Origin of the sequence: Streptomyces sp. NBC_01334 (assembly GCF_035983595.1) — a bacterium.
Taxonomy (GTDB): domain Bacteria; phylum Actinomycetota; class Actinomycetes; order Streptomycetales; family Streptomycetaceae; genus Streptomyces; species Streptomyces coriariae.
This window is the reverse complement of sequence record NZ_CP130719.1, coordinates 308,690-330,665: the sequence shown is the minus strand read 5'-3', so window position 1 is coordinate 330,665 and position 21,976 is coordinate 308,690. Positions and strand designations below refer to the sequence as shown.

At 69.0% G+C, this 21,976-nt stretch carries 15 protein-coding genes and 2 pseudogenes; 12 read left to right on the top strand and 5 right to left on the bottom strand.

Annotated features, from left to right (window positions below):
* Nucleotides 1-19 precede the first annotated feature (19 nt).
* The 3 genes and pseudogenes from OG736_RS46100 to OG736_RS46090 all read left to right on the top strand — a co-directional run.
* A complete protein-coding gene (locus tag OG736_RS46100; protein ID WP_266408846.1) occupies nt 20-235 on the top strand; it encodes a hypothetical protein in 216 nt (71 codons plus the stop codon).
* A 283-nt stretch (nt 236-518) separates the two neighbouring features.
* Nucleotides 519-1,427, top strand: coding sequence for a helix-turn-helix domain-containing protein (locus OG736_RS46095; RefSeq protein WP_327188152.1), 909 nt, complete (start codon nt 519-521; stop codon nt 1,425-1,427).
* A gap of 15 nt (nt 1,428-1,442) precedes the next feature.
* A pseudogene (locus tag OG736_RS46090) lies at nt 1,443-1,709 on the top strand (YciI family protein); the annotation flags it as partial.
* A 438-nt stretch (nt 1,710-2,147) separates the two neighbouring features.
* Here the strand turns inward: OG736_RS46090 and OG736_RS46085 are convergent.
* Nucleotides 2,148-2,510, bottom strand: a complete 363-nt coding sequence (locus tag OG736_RS46085; RefSeq protein WP_327188151.1) for an HGxxPAAW family protein — start codon at nt 2,508-2,510, stop codon at nt 2,148-2,150.
* Nucleotides 2,511-2,659: 149 nt separating this feature from the next.
* Between OG736_RS46085 and OG736_RS46080 the strand changes: the two genes are divergently transcribed.
* The gene (locus OG736_RS46080) at nt 2,660-3,133 is read left to right on the top strand and encodes a MarR family transcriptional regulator (RefSeq protein WP_327188327.1); all 474 of its coding nucleotides are present in this window, start codon (nt 2,660-2,662) and stop codon (nt 3,131-3,133) included.
* 388 nt (nt 3,134-3,521) lie between these two features.
* Here OG736_RS46080 and OG736_RS46075 read toward each other — a convergent pair whose 3' ends face one another.
* Both OG736_RS46075 and OG736_RS46070 read right to left on the bottom strand, forming a co-directional pair.
* A complete protein-coding gene (locus OG736_RS46075) occupies nt 3,522-4,652 on the bottom strand; it encodes an FAD-dependent oxidoreductase (RefSeq protein WP_327188150.1) in 1,131 nt (376 codons plus the stop codon).
* Between the two features lie 302 nt (nt 4,653-4,954).
* Nucleotides 4,955-5,274, bottom strand: a pseudogene (locus tag OG736_RS46070) (WhiB family transcriptional regulator).
* Nucleotides 5,275-5,925: 651 nt separating this feature from the next.
* Between OG736_RS46070 and OG736_RS46065 the strand changes: the two are divergent.
* From OG736_RS46065 to OG736_RS46045, 4 genes are all read left to right on the top strand, one after another.
* Nucleotides 5,926-8,124, top strand: coding sequence for a helix-turn-helix transcriptional regulator (locus OG736_RS46065; RefSeq protein WP_327188149.1), 2,199 nt, complete (start codon nt 5,926-5,928; stop codon nt 8,122-8,124).
* Between the two features lie 68 nt (nt 8,125-8,192).
* A complete protein-coding gene (locus OG736_RS46060; protein ID WP_327188148.1) occupies nt 8,193-8,408 on the top strand; it encodes a hypothetical protein in 216 nt (71 codons plus the stop codon).
* Between the two features lie 1,224 nt (nt 8,409-9,632).
* Nucleotides 9,633-9,962, top strand: coding sequence for a helix-turn-helix domain-containing protein (locus tag OG736_RS47470; RefSeq protein ID WP_442817233.1), 330 nt, complete (start codon nt 9,633-9,635; stop codon nt 9,960-9,962).
* A gap of 206 nt (nt 9,963-10,168) precedes the next feature.
* A complete protein-coding gene (locus OG736_RS46045) occupies nt 10,169-12,334 on the top strand; it encodes an MMPL family transporter (RefSeq protein WP_327188147.1) in 2,166 nt (721 codons plus the stop codon).
* Nucleotides 12,335-13,102: 768 nt separating this feature from the next.
* Here OG736_RS46045 and OG736_RS46040 read toward each other — a convergent pair.
* Nucleotides 13,103-13,957: a LysR family transcriptional regulator gene (locus OG736_RS46040; protein ID WP_327188146.1), complete on the bottom strand. Its 855-nt coding sequence runs from the start codon at nt 13,955-13,957 to the stop codon at nt 13,103-13,105.
* A 6-nt stretch (nt 13,958-13,963) separates the two neighbouring features.
* On the opposite strand from OG736_RS46040, the gene OG736_RS46035 reads away from it, so the two are divergent.
* The 3 genes from OG736_RS46035 (at nt 13,964) to OG736_RS46025 (ending at nt 17,218) form a co-directional block, all read left to right on the top strand.
* Nucleotides 13,964-14,893, top strand: a complete 930-nt coding sequence (locus OG736_RS46035) for a PhzF family phenazine biosynthesis protein (protein WP_327188145.1) — start codon at nt 13,964-13,966, stop codon at nt 14,891-14,893.
* Nucleotides 14,890-15,891, top strand: a complete 1,002-nt coding sequence (locus OG736_RS46030; protein ID WP_327188144.1) for an ornithine cyclodeaminase family protein — start codon at nt 14,890-14,892, stop codon at nt 15,889-15,891. The genes OG736_RS46035 and OG736_RS46030 overlap by 4 nt, the downstream gene beginning before the upstream one ends.
* Before the next feature lie 406 nt (nt 15,892-16,297).
* Complete coding sequence (locus OG736_RS46025) at nt 16,298-17,218, top strand: NADP-dependent oxidoreductase (RefSeq protein ID WP_327188326.1); 921 nt, start codon at nt 16,298-16,300, stop codon at nt 17,216-17,218.
* A 278-nt stretch (nt 17,219-17,496) separates the two neighbouring features.
* Here OG736_RS46025 and OG736_RS46020 read toward each other — a convergent pair whose 3' ends face one another.
* On the bottom strand, nt 17,497-17,706 hold the full coding sequence (locus OG736_RS46020; RefSeq protein ID WP_327188143.1) for a hypothetical protein: 210 nt from the start codon (nt 17,704-17,706) through the stop codon (nt 17,497-17,499).
* 712 nt (nt 17,707-18,418) lie between these two features.
* Between OG736_RS46020 and OG736_RS46015 the strand changes: the two genes are divergently transcribed.
* On the top strand, nt 18,419-21,727 hold the full coding sequence (locus OG736_RS46015; protein WP_327188142.1) for a hypothetical protein: 3,309 nt from the start codon (nt 18,419-18,421) through the stop codon (nt 21,725-21,727).
* The last annotated feature ends 249 nt before the right edge of the window (nt 21,728-21,976 follow it).

Here is a 21,976-nt window from a genome sequence, read left to right as displayed (position 1 = left end):
CACGGGTTTTCTGGACGGTATGACCCGTACCCGTTTCGAGCTGACGCTGCGCGGACCGATCGCCCGCTCCCTGCTGGACGTGATCCTGACACGGTTCGACCACGTGTCGACGCCCGGCACGGACGGCACCGTGCTGGTCGCCGAAGCCATGGACCAGGCATCGGTCCGCGCTCTGCTGAACCTGCTCTGGGATGCCGGCCACGAGGTGCTGACTTTCGAGGAGGTGACGGTCTGAGTGTGCGACATCCCGTGGGTTCCCGTGGTTCTTGCTGGGGTCCTGAGCACCTGGCCTGGGGCTTCTCTCTCGTTCGCGTGATCGGCCGGTCAGTGACGTGACTTCGGGATTCCTGAAGCTTTCTCGTCCAATCTGATCAGTCTGCAGTCTGGTCGAAGGCGCGGAGGCGCATGCTGTCGGCGCTGGCGGTGGTGAGGGAACTCGGCAGAGCTCCGGAGAACTCACGGGATGTCACGCTGAGGCGCTTGAGTCTCCAGCCGCCGGAGGGTTCAGGATCTTGCTCATGGACGACGAACGCCCCGACGTGCTCACCATCGGCCAGCTCGCGCACCGCACCGGACTTTCGGTGCGTACCCTGCGCTTCTGGTCGGACAAGGGGGCGGTGCCGCCTGTGGCCCGCTCCGCGGGCGGCTACCGGTTGTACGACGCCGAGTCCGTGGCCCGCGTCGAGCTGGTCCGCACCCTGCGGGAGCTGGGCCTCGGGCTCGGCGACGTGTGCCGCGTTCTGAGCGGCCGCACCACGGTCGCCGAGGTCGCTGACGCGCATGTGACCGCGCTCGACGCGCAGATCCGCTCACTCAAGGTGAGCCGGGCCGTCCTGTCCACCGTGGCGAAACGGGGTTCGACCGTTGAGGAGACAGCACTGATGAACCGGTTGGCGCGGCTTTCCGCCGCCGAGCGCAAGCAGATCATCGACGAGTTCAAGGAGGAGGTGTTCGGCGGCATCGACGACCTGCGCCTGCGCGACCGCCTGCGCACCTTCAGCATCGAATTGCCCGACGAGCCCACACCTGAGCAGGTCGACGCCTGGATCGAACTGGCCGAGTTGGTGCGGGACCCCGGTTTCCGCGCCCGGTTGCGAACATGGATGGAGCTCAACACGCCCGTACCGGGGCAGGGCGGTCCCCCCGGGGCGTCCATCTGGTGGGCCAGGCAGATCGTGCAGACCGTCGCGGAGGTCAGAAAAGGCGGAGTCGCTCCCGAGGGGCCGGCAGCGGCCAAGGCGCTGTCCGAGCTGTTCGGTGACGCCGATCGGGCCGCCGTGCTGCGCAGTCTGGAGGCCGGGATCGAGGCAGGAGCGGAGCACTACCGCAGGCTCGTCGCCCGTGTGCGCGGGCAGGATTCGTCACCCGACGCGACCGAGGAGCTGGAATGGCTGGCGCGGGCCCTGCGCACCGCGGATCAGGCTTGAGCCGAACTCAAGCCGGGCGTAAACCGGGACGTGCTGCTGCGACGGTGGCGCAACACGCTGGGGCGCACCATGTGGGACTTCCCCGGCGGCCGGACCGGCGGCAACCAGTGCCAGGTGCTCGGCCTCGGCACGGGCAGGCCGCCGACCGCGGTGCCGCCCGAGAACGAGCTGGTCGCCTACGGGCCGCGGCTGTCCGACAACGGCGTCACCTGGCTGGGGACAGCGGCGTTGGTCCGGGGGCCGGACCCGGACACGGCACGCACCGTCCTCATCGCCCGCCGCACCCGCGGCCCGCTGTTCCTCACTGACCGCAAGGCCCCGGCCGGGACGCCGACGCTCGATGTATGCCCGGAGACCGGCTGCGCCCGGCTCTCTTACCGCCGCGCCGAGGAGATCTTCAAGGAGAACACCCGGCTGCTGGCTGACTCGCTTGCCTCCCCCGAGGACATCGAGAACCTGGACGGCTGGACCCTCCACCGGCTACGCCACAGCGCGCTCACGCACGACGCCGAAGACGGGACCTGCACCCCGATGCTGCTGGCCTGCTCCCGCCACGTCTCTGTCCGCTCTCTGGAACGGTACGTACGCGCCGGCGTCGACGTGGTCGCCAGGCACGTTGCCGAGCGCGACTCCGAACCACGTCGACGGAAGCACGGACGGCTCAGGATTAACTGTTGGCGGCTTCTGGGCTTGCCTCAGCGACACCCCGTTGGTCCTCGCTCAGGCGTCGGCAAGGGCGGGCTCCACCGGGCGGGCTCCGGCTTGCCGGTGAGTTGCCCGCCGCCCTGCGAGGCGGCAGCCGAGGCAGTCAGTGTGGCCGTTGCGGGCACTGAGGTCCCTGACGCGCCAGTCCCACTGGGCGGCAGGGCGGGGGCCGCTCGGCTTGCCCCAGCCTGCCAGGTGAAGCATCCAGGTGGCCAGCAGCGCCAGGATGAGCACTGCCGCACCCGCAAGCAGGAGGCGTCCTGATGCTGCTATCACCCCGAGGCCGCACAGCCCGAAGCCCAGTGATGTGATGCCCATGCCGGTCCATCCTGCAACGGTATGGCCCATGTCGTAGTCGTCGTCACCGTGGATGAACATGATCGCGTCCCTTGAGAGCTGTGAGAATGAAGCGGGTGACCGCTCAGATGTATCTTATCTCGCGAGCTAATTGACTTAGATCCTAAGGGAATATTGTGAGTGAACGCAAGGCGCGTCCGGCCGCGACGGCGGACCAGGCGCTCTACGCCATGGATCGGATGATCGCCACCGCCCAGTTCGGGCAACAGGACATCGCGCGACGGCTCGGTCTCAATGTCACGGACGTCACCTGCCTGGGCTTCCTCATCGAGGCGTCTACGGCAGGCGAGTCACTGGTCGCCGGCGATCTCGCAGAACGGGCCAGACTGACCACGGGAGCGGTCACGGGAGTACTGAACCGCCTGGAAAAGGCCGGCTACATTCGGCGCACCGCCGACCCAGACGACCGCCGACGCGTGTACGTGGTCATGGAGGAGACGGCTCAGGAACGCATCCTCGAGGTGTACGGTCCCCTCTACCAGCGTCTGGCCGCCCTCTTCGGTGACTACGAAGACGACGAGATCGCCGTGCTGACAGACTGGTTCACCCGTGCGCGCGCCCTGTTCGACGAAGCGTTGCACGAAATCCGGCAGGCGGTAATGGCCTCACCGCCGACAGATGAATCTCACCTTCGCCGAGGGTGACAGTCGCGCTCCGCCGGGATCCGAGATGGGGATCCACCAGCGCTTCGACGTCGTCCACCTCGTCCGCGGCCTCGCACCCCCCTTCCACACTGATGCGGCGCCGTCCGCCCGCACTTCGCGGCAGCTTCGCGAACTGAGGGCCGAGACGTCCCGCGGCGAACCTGCCGCGGCGGGAGTCCCACGACATACCGGCAGGCGGCATCCGGGTGAGGTGGTCTTTGCCGACCCGAACTGCAGCGGGGGCACAACTCGCTTCCCGGTGTCCGTCGATGCCGCCACGGGCTTGCGCGCAAGCGCGATGGCCGTTCGGCCCGGCGCACTTCCTTCTTCTTGTGTCGGCGTGCCGGGCAGGCCAGTTCACCCTGCACGGCGGCGAGGAGGGCGATGTCTAGCGGTAGTTGAGCTCGGCGAGCTCGGTGGCGAGCTTCTTGGGCATCGGGGTATGTCCCAGTAGAGGCAGTGCGATGTTGCGGACACCGCGGGCCACGGAGCTGCGCGTGGTGGCCACGCGGGTCATGCGGTGGGTGAAGGCGACCACGCGCTGGGCTACGGGGCGGCGTTGCGCCTCGTAGCCGTCGAGCCGGCTGGTGGCGAACGCCCGGCCCAGGGTGTAGCCGTCCTGGATGCCGGTGTTCATCCCCTGGCCGCCTGCGGGGCTGTGCACATGGGCGGCGTCTCCGGCCAGCAGCAGCCGGCCGGCGCGGTAGTGGTCGGCTACCCGGTGGTGCACCCGGAACCGTGACGACCATGCCAGAGAGGTGACCTCGGCCTGGCCGGGGGCGCGCTCGTCGAGCAGCTTCTGGACGAAGGCGAGGTCCGGGGAGGCGGGTGCGTCGTCCACGGTGGCGACGACCCGGTAGTGGCCGCCGGGAAGCGGGGCGACGACGGCGAGTCCCAGGGTGCCGAAGGTCAGCGAGACTTCGTCCGGCCCCGGGACCCAGTCCATCACCACGTCGGCGAGCACGAAGGACTCGGCGTAGGCGTTGCCGGTGAAACCGATGCCCGACGCCTCACGCACGGTGCTGTGCATGCCGTCGGCGCCGACGGCATGGGCGGCGCGCAGAGTCTCGCCGGTGGCCATGGTGAGCGTCACGCCCTCCTCGTCCTGAACGACGGAGGCGACCTCGTAGGGGCGGTGCACGTCGCCGCCGAGCGCCCGCAGCCGGTCCAGCAGCACGCTCTCGGTCTCGTACTGCGGAACCATCAGCGTGTACGGATGGGGCGTGGGCAGCTTGTCGAACGGCACCGTCAGCAGCCGGCGCGCGCCGTCGCGGACGGCGAACCGGGTGACCTTGACGCCTCGCGCGATCAGCTCCTCGGAGGCGCCCAGCTCGTCCAGGACCTCCAGCGTGCGGGCGTGCACCACGGCGGCGCGCGAAGTGTTGGCACCCTCCGTCAGCTTGTCCAGGACAACGAAGTCGATGCCTGCGGCAGCGAGCGTGACGGCGAGTGCGAGACCGGCCGGTCCGGCGCCGACGACGGCGACTTCGGTGCGGGCGGGAAGTGCGGTGGCGTTCATGGCGGAGCCTTCCGTTTCTGATCCGGGAAGCAGGTCAACAAGCGTTGGCCGACGCTCGTTGACAGGATGCTCGAATTCTCAGCGAGAGTCAACACGCGTTGGCCCACAGTCGTTGGCGCGAAAGGGGACGGACCCCGGGAGCGGAGCGGCACCGGGATCGAGGGACGGTTGGTGGGCGGTGCCGAGGTGCACGGGCTGCGGGCGGACTGCCACGTGCAACGGCCGCTCGAGCACACCGAGACAGAGTCCGACGGCCGCCTCACCAGCCGCGGGACCCCGAAGCACTCGATCTACCAGGGGCTTCATCCGTCTACTGCCCAGCCCACCCCGGAGGTTGGAAGGGACCCGGTGCGTCCCGGTTCGGTTCGGCCGAGACTCCTCCTCGTCGCGTCATACCCGGCGGTTCGGAGCAGCTCCGTGCGTTCCTCCTCGCCGGTTCCGCCCCACACACCCGACGTCTGTGCGGTGGCGAAGGCGTAGGACAGGCACTCGAAGTTCACCGGGCAGCGGGCGCAGACGCGTTTGGCTGCGGCGGCCTCCCGCAGCGCCGGCCCGGTCGTGCTCACGGGAAGAACAGCTCGGGGTCCTCGCCCACGCAGGCGGCGGCGCGCAACCACTCCATCTCACTCCACGGCATTACTTTGCCTTCTTTGCTGTAGAACGCGTGGCGCTGCAGGGCTGGCATTTCTCTCGACCTTCACCGACCGTCTGTTTCACCCGAGAGCGGCCGGCCTCAAAGCAAAGGTGTGAAATCGATCTGCGCTCAGGATTGCTCAGGCGGGTCTGATGTCACGGGCGCGTCTGCCGGCCTGAATCTCAGCCAGTACGAGCTGTCGGCGTCGAGCTGGGCCAGCACGAGCAGGCCGCTGTTGATCAGGAGGAGGCCGCCGGTCCAAGGGCCGTGGGCACCTCGCCGGGCCACCGGGCGAGGGCTGAGGCGGATGCTGGGGATCATCGCCGCGGACATCGGCAGCACACTCACGGCGGCCATGAGGGTGGCTGTCGAGCCGATGCCCAGGCCGGCCGGCTTCAGCGCGTCCCTGCGGGTCTCCGGAGGTTCGTCCTGGGACGGTGTTCGTGGCCATTGCGTCTCTCCTGTCGCGCGGCCCCGGGTTGTGGCAGGAGAATCGCGTCGGACAGGGTGCTCGCGCACCACCCCGCCCCAAGGTGTATCCGGGGTGCCCGAACTGGCAGAATCGGCGCCGGTTGCGGTGCCGGGCCGCAGGTCGGGAGCGTCGTGACATCGGACAGGCCTACACGGCCACTGCTCACCGTGAAACAGGTGGTTCCGCCGGCCCGTGCCGGCGCGATCCCCCGCGAACGCCTGCAGCAGCAGTTGCGCCTCGCCGAGACCCGGCTGACCGTGGTGGTGGCGCCCGCCGGCTGGGGCAAGACGAGCCTGCTCAGCGGCTGGGCGTCGGGCCCCGACGAGAAGCGTCGTATCGCGTGGGTCTCGCTCGACGAGAGCGACGACGAACCCGTCCGGTTCTGGAGCTACGTACTCACCGCGCTGCACAACGCCGGCGACGCGATCAGCGCGGGCCCGCTGCAGGCGTTGGACGCGGCCGCTGTCGCTCCGATCGACCTCGCGCTGCCGATGCTGCTGAACGAGCTGGCCGCATCCGAGGTAGCGCATGTACTGGTCCTCGACGACTACCACCTGCTCACCGACCCGCGGATCCACGAGGCGGTCGAATACCTGGTCGCCTACCTGCCCGCCTCGCTGCGGATCGTGATCGCCGCGCGCACAGACCCGCCGCTGCCGATCGCGCGGCTGCGGGCTCGCGGCGACCTGACCGAACTGCGGGCGGCGCAGCTGCGGTTCTCGCCCGACGAGGCGACGGCCCTGGTGTCGGCGGTGTCAGGGCGCGACCTCGACGAGACCGCGGCAGCAGCCGTATGGGAACGGACCGAAGGGTGGGCGGCGGGGCTGCAGCTGGCCGCCCTCGCACTGCGCGCGGACCCGGCGAAGGCCCAGGTCGATGACCGGCACCTGCTGGACTACTTCGCGGCCGAGGTGCTCCCGGGCCTCGCGCCGAGCCACCGCGACCTCCTCGTGCGGGCCGCGCCGCTCGAACGGCTCTCCGGTCCGCTGTGCGACGCCGCACTGCAGGTGACCGGATCCGCCCAGGTGCTGTCCGATCTCGTCAGGGCGGGTCTGTTCGTGGCCGCCCTGGACGACGAACAGCAGTGGTACCGGTGCCATCACCTGCTCCGGGACGTCCTGGCACACGAGGCCACCACAGACCCGCGGGAGGTCCTCGGCCACGCCGCGGCCTGGTTCACCAAAGAGAACCGGCTCGACGACGCGGTACACCACCTGCTGCGCGCCGGCCGCGACGACGACGCCGGGGAGCTGATGCTGCGCAACGCGGAGACCTGGTTCTTCGCGCACGGAGACGCCGCGAGCTACCTGCGGTTCGGCGAGCGGCTGCCCGGACGGGCGGTCGGCCCGCTGCTGGCTTACTCGCTGGCCTTCGCGGCGGCCCTCTGCGGCGATCAGGCCCGGGTGAACCACTGGCTGGACGCCTGTGAAGTCCGGGGCACCGCAGAGACCGTCATGACCGGCTGGCACAGCTTCCGCAGCGCCGTGCTCACCGTGCGTGCAGGCTTCGGCATGTCCGATGCCGAAGCCGCGCAATCCGTCGCCCTGGCCCTGCAGGCTCTCGAACTGGAAACCGTCGGCGATGTCACCGCGCACCCTCACGTACCCGCGACACTCGGTGGAGTGCTGGCTCGCGACGGCCGTTTCGACGAGGCCGCGGCCCTGCTGCTCGACGTGTGGCAGCAGCGCCACCGCGGCTCGTGGCCCCTGTGGACCGTGATGGCCGTAGCGGGCATGCTGGCGGTCAGCCTTGTCGAGGCCGGCCGCGGCGAAGAGTGCGACCGGGTGCTGCGCGAGGCCGGTCCGACAGCCGACGCCGTCGAGCGCGGCGGGCGGGAGGCCAGCACGCCAGGGCTCGCCGCGCTGCGTATCGCCGCCGGCCGGCGCGGCTACCTGCACGCCGATGTGGAGGGGGCCGCGGTCCTACTGCGCCACGCCGTCGGGCTCGCCGAACTCCACCCGCGGCCGACGACGCTGTTCCTCGGCCTGCTGTACCTCGCCGACGCCGAACTCGCCTGCGGTAACCGGTCCGCCGCCCGCACCGCGCTGATGCAGGCCCGCGAGGTCGTGGAGGAGGAGCCGGTGAGTGCCTTCGCGGCTCGGCGGCTCGAGCAGGCCGAAACGCGGCTGGGCCAGGCCGGCACCCGCACCGCCGTACGCTCCGGTGCCCTGGCGGAGGAACTGACCGACCGTGAGCTGTCGATCCTGCGGGCCCTGCAGGGATCGGCGACCCAGCGGGAGATCGGGGCAGCGCTGTTCCTGTCGATCAACACGGTCAAGGCATACAACAAGAGCCTCTATCGCAAGCTCGGCGTGGCCTCCCGGCAGGACGCCGTCAAAGTGGCGCGCGAACTCGGCCTGATCTGAGCCCACCCCGGGTGTCTTTCCCGAGCGGGTGGTGCGCGCGCACACGGGCGACGGGTTTCCTGTACGGCATGGCCCCCACCCGCTACGAGCTGACCCTGCGCGCACCGATCGCCCGCACCCTGCTGGACCTGATCCGGACCAGGTTCGACCACGTGTCCACACCTGGCGAGGACGGCACCGTGCTGATCGTCGAAAACATCGACCAGGCATCGGTGCGCGCCCTGCTGATCCTGCTCTGGGACACCGGCCACGACGTGCTGGCCTTCGAGGAGACAAGGACCTGAGACGTCCACCGACATGCGTGATGACCTCGGCGTCCGGCTGTCACCCGGTTCACGTGCAGCACGACCTCGCTGTCGCCGCGGGTCCAGAGCGACGGCCTGCGGGCCTGCGGGGCTGCACCACACCGCCGGCCCGGTACCCGCCTGCCCGTCATCGGCCTGTCCGGCGGCAGCACCCCGCTTTCACGCATACGCCGCCAGGAGGACAGCACCGATGCGCCTCACCGCCCCGCCCCGACCTCAGAGGGCCCCTGCTTGAGCTTTGCGGCGAGGCGAGGCAGCCCCGCGCCGGCAGGGGCACGGCACGGGCGAACAGGGCTGTGAAGCGGTCGGGGCGCGGACGCAGACCGGCCTGACCGTCAAGCCGCAGGGCAGGCCCGAGCGGTCGGCATCGTTGCCGCCGCCCTCCCCCGCGCAAGATGACTCGCTCGCTCACCGACTGCGGGGTCTTCGGCCATGGCGGAGTCGCGATGGACCAGGACGCGACCTCGCTCGCTTCCTGAACCCCCGCCGGGCTGCTCTCCTGCAGCGTGGTCGAACTGCCGGCAAAGACGACCAGGCGCAGAACGAGGAATCGCCCGATTCCGGCGAGCCCTGAAGCACTGAGGTAGACGGCCTGCTCGCTCAGCGTCCCAGCCGACGGCTGCATGAGGTGCAGGATGAACATCGCCGCGCAAGTCACTGTGTAGGCGGCCAGGGCCGGCCCGGCGGACTGCCGGTGCCGGCGCCATCCGGCACGCCGCCCCGCCTTGAAGGTGAAGCGCGCGTGGAGTTCTGTGCAGAGGATGGTGGAACCTGCGGTGACCGGTGCGTTCGCCGACGCCCAGGGCATCAGCGTGGCCAGCAGTGCCACGGCCGGGCCGGAAGCAAGTCCGACACCGCCGCCGCACAGGACGAACCGGGAGAAGGAGGTGAGCGGGCCGGGAGCGGCCGCGGTCCGGCGCGCCTCGTCCATGGCGGCTTCTGTCCGGCCGGTGTGCTGCGCCTCGTACGCCGTACCGGGCTTCGAGGGGAGCAGCGACTCCATCGCGGTTGTCCTTCCGGGCCGGGGGCACCTCGGTCTCCGGGCCGGGTGCGGAGCAGATTGCCAACAAGCGTTGGCAGCCACTTGCTGAAGGATGCCCACCCACGGCCGGGAAGTCAACGCCGGTTGGCCTACGCCTGTTGGCATGATGCAGGAGACCAAAAAACCACTGCCCCCCGGCGCTCTGAGCGCACCGGGTCGCCATTCTGGAAGCCGCCCGCCGACGCTTCGCCGCCCACGGGTACGAGCGCACTGCGATCCGCGCCATCGCCGCCGACGCCGGCATCGACCCCTCAATGGTCATGCGCTACTACGGAAACAAGTCCCACCTCTTCGACGCCGCCCTCGACGTCGACCTATACCCCCCCGACCTCGCCGGCGTCCCGGCAGACGACTTGCTCCCGCCTGCTCTGCTCCTGCCATCGGCGGATCCACTGTCCCGGGTTCTTTCTCTTCGGCCAGCCATGAGGCCCACTCACCGCCCTGCTCTCGCCGCACCGACCACATCGGCCGCAGGGGACAGGGCATCATGATCCGCCGTCACGCCCCCTGGCGAACCTGCCGTACACGGCGGGGACTTATAGGCATCGTTTACTCATGTGAGGGGCTTGGAGCCGCAAGGACGATGAGTACCTGAGAGGACCCGCACCTGAGGTGCGGCGCAGTTCCCTGACCTGAGTGGTCAAGGAGGCAGGCCGACCCTGTTCCTCTCGTCCCCCTCAATGAACAGGGAGCCCTCGTGGCCTCGTTTCTCTACAGACTCGGGCGGCTGGCCTTCCGTCGCCGCAGGCTTGTAGCCCTCATCTGGGTGGCCCTGCTGGCGCTCGCCGGTTTCGGCGCGGCATCCGCGCCGGCTGCCACCTCGTCGTCCTTCTCCGTTCCCGGCACGGAGGCCCAGAAGGCCTTCGACCTGCTGGAGGAGCGTTTCCCCGGCGGCAGTGCCGACGGTGCCACCGCCCGCGTCGTCTTCAAGGCGCCCGCCGGCAAGAAGATGACGGACGCCGGTCCCAAGGCCGAGGTCGCCGGCGTGGTCGCCGCGCTGAAGTCCGGCTCCGGGCAGGTCGCCTCCGTCACCGACCCGTACACGGCGCAGGCTGTGTCGAAGGACGGCTCGACGGCGTACGTGTCCGTCACCTACCGGGTCGGTTCCATGGAACTCACCGACGACACCCTCCACGCACTGAAGAAGGCCGGCGCACAGGCCCGGCATGACGGGCTCACCGTCGAGATCGGCGGCGACGCGCTGCAGGCCACGCCGGAGACGGGTGCCGGGGAGATCATCGGTGTGGTGATCGCCGGGGTGGTCCTGGTCGTCACCTTCGGGTCGCTGATCGCCGCGGGTCTGCCGCTGCTCACCGCGCTCGTCGGCGTGGGCATCGGCATCTCCACGATCACGGGACTGGCCGCCGCCCTCGACCTGGGCACGACCACCTCGACGCTCGCCATGATGATCGGCCTCGCGGTCGGCATCGACTACGCGCTGTTCATCGTCTCCCGCTACCGCTCAGAACTCACCGAGGGACGCGAGAAGGAGGAGGCCGCCGGACGGGCCGCCGGCACTGCGGGCTCGGCGGTGGTCTTCGCCGGCCTGACCGTGGTCATCGCCCTCGTGGGCCTGGCCGTCGTCAACATCCCCCTGCTCACCAAGATGGGCGTCGCCGCGGCTGGCACCGTCGTCATCGCGGTGCTCATCGCTCTCACCCTGATTCCGGCTCTGCTGGGCTTCGCCGGGGACCGTGTCCTCGGCCGCAAGGTCCGCAAGGGCAGGGCCGTCGCGGACAAGCCGAACATGGGCGCCCGCTGGGCGCGTCTGGTGCTCCGCCACCCGGTCGCCGTCCTGCTCGTCGGCGTCGTCGGCCTCGGCGCGATCGCCGTGCCGGCCGCCTCGCTGGAGGTCGGTCTGCCCGACGACGGCTCGCAGCCCGTCAGCACCACCCAGCGCAAGGCGTACGACCTGCTCTCCGACGGCTTCGGCCCCGGCTTCAACGGCCCGCTGACGGTCGTCGTCGACGGCGACAAAGCCGAGGCCGACCGGGCGATCAAGCTCATCCGGAACCTCCACGGCGCGGCCGCCGTCACCGAGCCGACCCTCAACAAGGCGGGCGACACAGCCGTGATCACGGTCATCCCGAAGGACCGGCCGTCCTCACTGGCCACCGAGGACCTGGTCCACGAGATCCGGGGCAAGAGCAGCGACCACGTCTACGTCACCGGTGCGACCGCGCTGAACACCGACTTCTCGCAGAAGATGAGCGACGCCCTGCTGCCCTACCTCGCGCTGGTCGTCGGCCTGGCCTTCCTCCTGCTGATGGTGGTGTTCCGCTCACTGCTCGTGCCGCTCAAGGCAGCGCTCGGCTTCCTGCTCTCGGTCGTCGCCGCGCTCGGCGCCGTCGTAGCCGTCTTCCAGTGGGGCTGGCTCGGCTCGCTGTTCGGCGTCGAGCAGACCGGCCCGGTCATGTCGATGATGCCGATCTTCATGATCGGCGTGGTCTTCGGCCTCGCCATGGACTACGAGGTCTTCCTGGTCACACGGATGCGAGAAGCGTTCGTCCACGGTCAGCAGCCCGGGGACGCCATCGTCACCGGCTTCCGTCACAGTGCCCGCGTGGTGATCGCGGCGGCAGTCATCATGATCGCGGTCTTCGCGGGGTTCATCGGATCCAGCGAGCAGATGATCAAGATGATCGGTTTCGGACTGGCGATCGCGGTGTTCTTCGACGCCTTCGTGGTCCGCATGGCGATCGTTCCGGCCGTGCTGGCTCTGCTCGGCCGGCGGGCCTGGTGGCTGCCGCGCCGGCTGGAGCGGACTCTGCCCAACGTCGACGTGGAGGGCGAGCAGCTCGACAAGGAACTTCCCCAGAGCCCGGCTGGCTCGGACGAGGACCGCAAACTGATCCCCGTCTGAACCAGGGACGATCCGAAAAGATTCGGGGCCTTGTGCGGAGCGGTCGGCGACGCCGCACACACCCGAGCACCATCTGCTCGCGGCGCGCCCCGGAAAGCGGCGGCCCGTGGGGACGAGACCGCCGCTTGAAAGGATGGCCGTGCTGTCGCTGCAGACAGCACGGCCATCACCCACTGGCTGGGGAAATGCCGCAGCGCTCAGTGCCCGGGCCAGGAGTCCTGCCGAGGAGGAGCACGGTCAGACGGGCATCGCACGGCCGTAGCCTGGCGCTACCATCAACGCCGCCTGCCCGGCGGGAGCATCATCTTCGAACATCACCTCCGGTGGACCCTGCCGATCCACAGACCCGCCTGGTGGCGCGGTGCACCCGCCAGGTCCTGGATGCGCGCGCCGGCTTTAGGACTGCCACCCGCGCAAGAACACCCGACCGACCCCGTGCCACACCGTGCACACAGCGCGCACACCAGACACCGTCTCGGCGATGCCGTTCCTGTGAACAGCCTGAGCCGGCCGGGCCATAGGGCTCGTACCGTCTTTCACTCTGAATGAACTTGTTGTTTCTCGCATGGGACTGACGACCCTGCCGTCGCATGGCGAGGGAATGACTTCAAGCGCGAGGCCAGCGAGCGAGCGTGAGTAATTACTGCTGTCCAGGCGGCGCGGCGGTCGGTGACTCCGACTCCAGCCCGCGTACGTTCCGCTCGCGGGTGGCCACGCGACGGGACCGTTTTGTCTTCTCACTGCCAGACCTGGCGTCGGTTTCGTCCTTCAGCCTGTCGACGCCGTGATGTCGGTCAGTCGCCTCAGGAGGTTCTCCACGGCATCGAGGAGCGGGTCGCCGTCTGTCCCGGTGTGACGGGTCAGGGCGATCTCGACCTCTGGGAGGGCAGGTAGCCCATCGGTTGCCGTCCCCGGTTCCACGTTCGCCGGGAGCAGCGCGGTGGCGCCGAGGCCGGCGCGCACGGCGGCTTGCACTGCGCCCAGAGCCGTGCTCTCGAAGACGACGTCCCATCGGATCCCCGCGGCTTCCAGGGCGTCGAACACGGGAATCCGCCAGCGGCACGGCTGCGAGAAGAGCACGAGCGGCAGTGGGTCCCGGCGCATGTCCAAGGTCCGCGCAGCCGACCAGGCCAGCGGGAGGCGGGCCGTCCAGCGAGGCGCCTCGGCCAGGTAGAAGGGATCACACAGGGCCAGCTGGATCCGCCCCCCGGCGAGGGACTGCTTCATCAAGGGGCCGGGGCCTGTCACCAGTTCCAGCTTGGCGCCCGGGTGAAGACCACTGAAATCACTCAGCGCCTCGACCAGCGACGGCGTCACGAAGTCCTCCATCAACCCCACACCACAGCGTCCGGTGACGACCGGGCCGGCCGCCGCGAGCCCCTGCGCGGACAGAGCGAGGATCCGCTCGGCGTAGGGCAGGAAGATCTCTCCGGACTTGGTCAGGGACACACCGGTCGTCCCGCGGTGCAGCAGCCGCTGGCCCACGGTGCGTTCGAGTCTGCGCAGCTGGTTGCTGAGAGCGGGCTGGCTGTGACCGAGGGCCGCGGCGGCCCGGCTGATGCTTCCGGACCGCACGGAGCTGACGAATGCGCGCAGCAGTGCCGTTTCGAGATCGGGGGCCATAACGACATGCTATGCCCCCTCTGTTCAGAGGGAGGGTTCCGCTCGTTTCGGCCCATCGGTAGCGTCGGTCTTATGCACTACTTTCATGTCGATGTCTTCAGCGGAACGCCTTTCAGCGGGAACAGTCTTGCTGTTTTTCCCGGTGCAGCAGGCCTGACCGGATCCCAAATGCAGCGGATCACCGAGGAAATGCGTCACTTCGAATCCATCTTCCTCGATCAGAAGGATGAGGCGGGCGACGCATGGCGAGCACGGGTGTTCGATCTGAGTGAGGAGCTGGATTTCGCCGGACATCCGGTCATCGGGGCGGCAAGCGTTCTGCATGCCGTGGCGGGCGGCGACACCAGCCGTACGTGGTCGCTCGAGCTGAAGGCACGCACGGTGGAGGTCGTCACGGAGCGCCGAGGCCACGGGAGGTACGCGAGCGTTCTCGACCAGGGCCCTCCGCAATTCCTCGGACGGCCCGTGCTGAACGACCTGGCCTCCTGGTTCTGCCTGGACGAGGAGGACCTCCACGCCGAACTGCGCCCCGAGATCGTCTCGACCGGGCTGCGCTATCTGATCGTTCCCGTACGGACGGGAGCGCTGAAGCGGGCCAGGATCACGTCCGACATCGCAGGACCGCTGGCCCAGGTCGGAGCGCAGTTCGCCTACCTTCTGGACGCCGACGCCCTGGAAGGACGGCACTGGAACAACGACGGCGTCGTCGAGGACGTGGCCACCGGCAGCGCAGCAGGGTGTGTGGCCGCCTACCTCCGCCGGCACGAACGGCTCGGGGACGGCGACCAACAGGTGCTGCGCCAGGGCCAGTTCTGCGGCCGCCCCAGCGAAATGACCATCAGCGCCCACGGCGGGCCACAGGACATCGCCTCTGTGCGCGTCGGCGGAGAAGTCGCCGTCGTCGCCCGAGGGCGCCTCGAAGGGCTGCCGCAGTGATCGGCGGACCCGCCTACTTCGGGCCGCAGGAGATCCGCAGCACGGTCGGCTACCCGGACGTCCTGGAGCCCGTCGCTGCCGCCCTGCGCGACTACAGCCGAGGGCTCGGAGACGCACCGGCCGCCGTGTTCGCTCCCGCCGGCCCCGACGGCGACGTCCACGTGAAGTCGGCCTGGCTGCCAGGCCGGCAGGTCTTCACCGTCAAGGTCGCCTCATGGTTCCTCGAGCGTGCACGCCGCGCAGGAACGCCCACGAGCGGCGTCATCGCCGTCTTCGACGCGGCGACCGGTGACCTGCGGGCACTCCTGGACGACGAACACCACCTCTCGGACGTGCGGACGGCCGCCGCGGGAGCTCTTGCGGTGCGGATGATGGCGCGGCGCGACTCCCGCGTCCTGGGGGTCATCGGCACCGGCACTCAGGCCTACCTCCAGACGCTCGCCGTGGCCGACGAACTCCCGCTGCGCGAGGTACGCGTGTGGGGACGGCGCGCGTCCCATGTCCAGTCGCTCGCGGCCGCGTTGCATGCCAGGCGGCCGGATCTGCGCGTCATCGGCGTGGACAACGCCCAGGCCGCGTTCGACGGCGCCGACGTAGTGGTGACGGCGACCTCCAGCACCCAGCCGCTGGTGCGCGCGTCATGGCTGACACCCGGAGTGCACATCAACGCAGTGGGCGCCGACGATCCGACGAAGGCGGAGCTGACATCCGACAGCCTGAGGCGGGCGGACCGGATCGTGGTCGACAGCCGTGAACTCACCGCCATCCACGGCGATCTGTCACGGCTTGCGGAAGAGGACCGCCGGGTCAACGCGGAACTCGGTGAGGTCCTCGCCGGCTCGGCATCCGGCCGGGAGAACGACGAGGAGATCACCATCTGCAAACTCATCGGCCTCGGCGTCCAGGATCTGGCCGCTGCAGAGGTTGCTCTCAACATGCTCGGGGCGCCGCGCGATCTCGCGGCCATTCCGGCACACGCACGGGAGGTTCACCGGTAGGCGGTGAAGACTGGGGCATCGAGGACCGAGCAACGATTGCTCATCTCGGGCGGATTCCAGACGCTGCCGATGAAGGCATGACGTCGGAATCGACCTCACGAGGGAGCTGTCATGACATTCCTTGGCCTTGATGAGATCCGCGCTACCGGTCGACGCCTGGACAACGTCGCCCTGCACACTCCCCTCCTGGCGTGCAGTCACCGCCCATTTCCGAACCAAGCCTGAAGGACAGCACGTGCCTCTCGCCGGAGATGCACCGCGTCAGGCGACCTTGGACACTGCGGACACAGGGACGTGTTCTTCCCTGGGCGTGGCATGGAACTGAAGAACTGCCGGATGCCGGATGACGGATGTTGAGCATGCACTACTCACATCTTCTCGCCACCAGTCTGATATCGATGAACACATGCGACGAGTTATGCAGAGCAAGTTGGGTGGCCCGGACGTTCTCGAGGTTGTCGAGGCTGAGGTGCCGCAACCAGGACCAACAGAGGTCCTGGTCGAGGTGAAGGCCGCCGGCGTGAATCCCGTCGACTGGAAGATGCGCACCGGCGGAGGCCTGGGCGACCTGCCCTTCTCGGTCGGCTGGGACGTCTCAGGAACGGTGGCTGCCGTAGGAGCCGGTGTGACGCGCTTCAGGCCGGGAGACGAGGTCTTCGGAATGCCACGGTTTCCCGCCGAGGCAGGAGCCTACGCGGAGTTCGTGACCGCTCCATCGAGACACCTTGCTCTCAAGCCGCCGGGCATGAGCCATCTCCAGGCGGCGGGCCTGCCCCTGGCGGGTCTCACCGCTTGGCAGGCACTGGTGACGGTGGCCAGGGTAGCTGCCGGAGAGCGGGTACTCATTCCGGCCGCGGCCGGAGGCGTGGGCCACCTCGCCGTTCAGATCGCCAAGGCTCACGGCGCCTACGTCATCGCAACCGCCAGCGGGGCAAAGCACGATTTCGTCAGAGGTCTCGGCGCCGACGAGGTCATCGACTACAGGACCTCCGAAGTGAGCTCCCGGGTGAGAGACGTCGATGTCCTTCTGGCTACCGTCGCTGGGCAGATTCGAGGGCTGGTGGAGGTCTTGGCGCCCGGCGGCCGGGTCGTCGCACTCAACGGCGCCGATGCGGAGACAGTTCAGTGGGCCGCAGACAACGGTCTCCGCGCTGATTTCATGCTCGTGGAGCCTGATCGCGCCGACCTGGAAGTCCTGGCTTCTCTCGCCGGTGAAGGTCGGCTTACGGTCCACATCGACAGAGTATTTCCTCTTGGCCAGGTGATCGACGCCCACCATCTGGGCGAGGAAGGCCGAACCACGGGGAAGATCATTCTGACTCCATAGACGGATGCCCGCGCCAAGGACGTGCCGCGCCGCAAGCCGACACAAGGTCGGCACAGAGACGCCGATCATGACTCCGAGGCATCCACCTGGAGGTGGCGACAGCCGCGGTCGGCGGCGATACGGGCACGGTAGGTGACGAGCGCGCGGCGGATGCCGTGGCCGCGCCACTCCTTCACGGTTGCGCCGCCCCACAGACTCGTGAACTGCGTGCCCGGGCGGAATTCCGGCCGGCCCTGCCGACCGCCTGGTCGGCGGCCATCGCCACGGCCATGTGGATGTCATTGCCGCCCAGTTGGGGCCGGCAGGCGTTCGCGGAGGCGGGTGTCGACGGTGCCGACGGCACGTTCGTCGACCTCGGCGAGGAGGCCGACACCCACAGCGTCGGTCACCGTCTCGAAGCGGATGCCCGCCGGCAGCGAGATGACCTTCGGCGGCGCGGCGAGGTCGGCGGGGCGGTCGTGCGAGTCAGGGACTGTAGCGGATCGCACGAAGTCAGGCTCACGGTTGTCTCTACCGGTAGTTGAGCTCAGCGAATTCGGCGGCGAGCTTCTTGGCCAGAGCCGGTGCGGCCGAGCAGGGGAAGGACGATGTCGCGGGCGCCGCGCGCCACGGAGTTGCCGGTGGTGGCGATGCGTGGCATCCGGTCGGTGAAGCTCGGCGACGTGCTCGGCACAACGGTGAACTGCGGGCCCGTGTCGAGGGCGACGATGGAGTGGAGGTGACGCTGCAGTCGGCCGGCGAGCCGGACCCGCCGGGGCTGAGTAGTGATTGCTCAGGCGGTTGCAGGCCGCATGCCGGTTGTCTTGTTCCGACCGGTCTGCTGCCTGTGCGGACGGAAGGCCGGACTTCAACCTCGCCGGGCCGCTGACATACGCGGTGTACCGCGAGGACGGTAGATGCAGGAGCGTGGTGATCCGGTGAGCGATGGTCGCCTGCGCCCTGCCCGATTGCATGGTCCGGGCCCTGCCCGCTCCTCATGCACCGGCTGCGGTCTCAGCTCGGTCGTGTCCATGAGCGCCTGCGCTCCTGCGGAACGGCCCTGGCGTCGTGCGGGCCCTGTGCAACGTCATCCGCCTCAGCTCTTGAGGCCAACTTGCCCAGGCTGCAGCGACCCCGCTTCTTGCGCGCGTTCGGGCGCCAGGTCTCGACGGCGCCTCGCTGTCTGGACATTCCCCGCATCACTGACCGAGGAAGGTGGCCGTGGCACCTACGCCCCCGCCGAAGAAGAACGTCTCCCGCCGGTTGTTCTTGCGCTACTCCGGGGCGGCAGGGATCGCCGCCGCTGCCGCGGTGAGCACACTGAATGCCGTTGGCCTCACCGGAGGAAGCGGTTCTGCTGCGCGAGCCACTGCGGTGCCGGTGCGGACTGTGCTGCTCCGTCGCCGCGACGACATGATGAACCTGCAGATTCTGCTCGTGAACCTTCAGGTCGGCGGCAAGACAGGGGCGCCGACGTTGGTCAAGCAGGACTCGAGTCAGCCCGCCTTCCTGGTGGTGGACTTCGGCCCGCAGTCGGCGCAGGAACGCTCCTTCCCTGATCCGGGCGCCGTTGGCCAGGCGCCTGTATCGCTGGAGTGGGGTGCGGCAAGCCGTCTGGCCTTTGACGTGACCGATCACCTCCCTCTGCCCTACACCACGTCGGGCTTGCTGCACTGGGCCGGTTTCCCCGCCAGGCTGGTGCCGAACGCGCAGGGCCGCGACGTGCCCGGGACGTTCCAGGGCGAGCTGCGTGTGCCCACCAGCCACGAGACGTCGCTGGAAGTGCCGTTCGGTGTTGTTGTCTCTCCTGACAGCAGCAGCGGGTGGTGCCATGTGGAGACCGCCGCTGTTCCGGCTTCGCTCAGCGGCTGGACCGAACTGTGGAACACCCGGCTCGGCTCCCGGGTGGACGGCGGCGAGGACGGCGAGTGGACCGTCCGGGAGGACGATTCAGCCCGGCCCCTCAGAGCGGTCTGGCTCCGCGACTCGCGCTTTCCGTCGTGGCTCGGCAACTCCCCCTCCGTACCCGCCGCGGGTCCTTATCCGACGTCGCTGACTCCTCGCAACCGATACGACCTGGTTCGCTTGTCGTCCGACTTCTCGGTGCGGACCACGTCACTGCCCGCTCCCATCGAGGCTGATCTGCTGTCGCTGTCCGCCTTGGGCGCGGGGCTGGAGGCACACGGCTCCTGGGACACCACGGGCAGTTCCTTCTCGTCGGGGCTGTCGGAGTGGTCGCACAGCATGGGCTTGGGACGCGACCAGAAGGTGCGTGTCGCCCAGCACGGTTATCTGCTGCCGTTCGGCCACCGCGCGGCGTACGTGCAGGTCACGGAGCGCCAGATGGAGGCGGACGGAGGCGGTAGCGTCAGCGGCATCCTGCGTACCCGCACGTTTTTGGCCGTCCTCGAGCGTGAGCGTCGCTATGAAGGCGATCAGAACATGCCCGGCGGCGGCAGAACGATGCCGTTCCGCCGGATCCATGCCGTGACGCGTACTACCCCGACACTCGACCAGGCGCGTCCCTACGTTTCGGCCTCCGCCACCCCGGTCGCAGGAGCCGATACCGCCTATGCGTTCCTTGCAGAGTCCGGTTCTGCCCCGCTGCCGCTGCATTTCACGGGTGTGGACTGGCAGGGGCGGCGCGTTTCGTTCGCGGCCCCTGTGGTCTTCATCAGTGAACAGGGTTCCCGCAACAGTTCGCTGCGTGGCGCCGTGGCGACGAAGTACAACAGTCAGACTCCCGTTGACCATGCCGCACGTCTCGGATGGGTCGGAGGCAAGTCCGTCGCTCTCGCCGCCCCGTCGAAGCCTGGCGACACCAGTCTGCCGGTCCGGGCGCTGTCGTTCGGTATGGCGATGGCGGACCCTGCGGTAAAGGGTGTGCCGGCCTTCCCGTCGGTGAGTCAGGTGGTCGCCGAACTCCCGGCCAGTGTCCGTGCGTTCGCGCCTGACGCGCCCGCGGCCGTGCTGAAGTATTTCGACGGCTACATCGCCCATGGTTTCGACGACGCGCACAACGCGGCAGGTGTGTACCTGGCCAAGGCGCAGGGCAGCGTTGGCGCTGCCCTGGAATTCGCTGCGGAGCGCAGCGGAGGCATCGTCACCCCGGGTCTGGTCATGGACGGTCTGTCCCGGAAGTTCGGACCGGTGGCCGGCGACCTTGTTCAGGTGGCGCGTGAGCGGTTCGACGTGTCCCGGATGCTGGCCGACCTGGACGTCAATCTGCTGGGCGGCGTGCGGCTGTCGGATGTGGTGAAGAACCTGGCGGGCGATGTGCCCAACCCGCAGCAGGCCATCAAGGTGGTGACCCGGGAGTTCGACCGTCTGGAGGGTGCTGTCCGCAAGCTGGAGCGGGTTGAGGCGCGGCTTTCCTGGAGTCCCGAGCTCAAGGCCGGCCCCGGAAGCCTCAACATGTTCGTTCCGGGCCCTCGTGGACGGCTGGACGTCGAAGCCGTCTCCCTCATGCGGCTCCTGCCGCCGCTGGACGCGGACTACACGGTCCGCGGGCGGCTGAGCGATGTCGCCATCAACATTTGGGGCGACAGCGGTGCGAGCCACTTCGTCACTGTGGCAATCAAGTCCCTGCAGTTCACCGCGGCCAAGGGGCGTCCCACCGACATCGACTGCGAGCTGGGTCAGGTCTCTTTCCACGGGCCGCTGAAGTACCTGGAAGAGATCGCCAAGCTCTGCAGACTGTCGGTTCCCGGCATGCCTTCAGCCGCTCGCACCGGCGCCCTGACGGGTCGGGCCGCCGCGGCACCCGCCGGCTCCAGCGAGTCGCCGCTGGATGTCCGCGTGGTCGGGCAGCAGGTCCAGGCCGAACTGTCGATGGCTCTGCCGTCGCTTGCTTTCGGTGTCTTCTCCCTCGGCACGCTCAACCTGTTCGCAGGCCTGTATCTGCCCTTTGACGGATCGCCCGTGCGGTTGAGGTTCGCTGTCAATTCCCGGGAGGCGCCGTTCTCCCTCACCATCTCGTTCCTCGGCGGTGGCGGCTTCTTCGCCCTGGAAGCCGGCGCCGACGGGGTGGAAAGCCTGGAGACGGCCCTGGAAGTGGGGGCGGGCACGTCCTTCAACGTAGCCGGGGCGGTCTCCGGCCACGTCGAAGCGAAGATCGGCATCTACTTCGGTGTGCGCACCGTCGAGGCCGGCGACTCCACCGCGCAGCAGGTAGAGCTCTCCGCCTACGTTCGCTTCAGCGGCCGTGTGCGCGTACTGGGGCTGGTCTCCGCCTCGCTGGACTGCTACCTCGCGCTCACCTACTACTCGGGCCCCGACCGTCTGGTCGGTGAGGCAAAGGTGACCATCTCGATCGACCTGTGCTTCTTCGACACCTCGGTGAGCTTCAGTGTGCGCCGTGAACTGGCCGGCGGTAGCTCCGCGACGGCCCGCGCCGGTGCGGCCGGGAAGGTGATGAGCGGCACGGGACGCGCCGCCGTCGCCGGGGCCGCCGCGCAGGGCTTCTCCGGCGCCTACACCCAGCAGCACTGGAATTCCTACTGCACCGCCTTCGCCCCCGTGGGAGCCTGACCATGCCCCGACAGAACATCATGTGGACCGTCCTGCCCCGAGGCGGCGGATCCGGCAAGCTTCGCTTCACCGTGCACGTCACCCCGCGGCTCGTCATCGACACCGGCAACGGCCGGCTCAGTGATTTTCCGGACTGGCTGAACTGGCCCGGCACGCTCACGGACGCACAGTTCAAACTCCACCTTCCCGAAACCGGCGCCAAGCCCGCCCGGCTGGTCTCGACTCCGGACAGTGCCCGCTGGCGTGCCC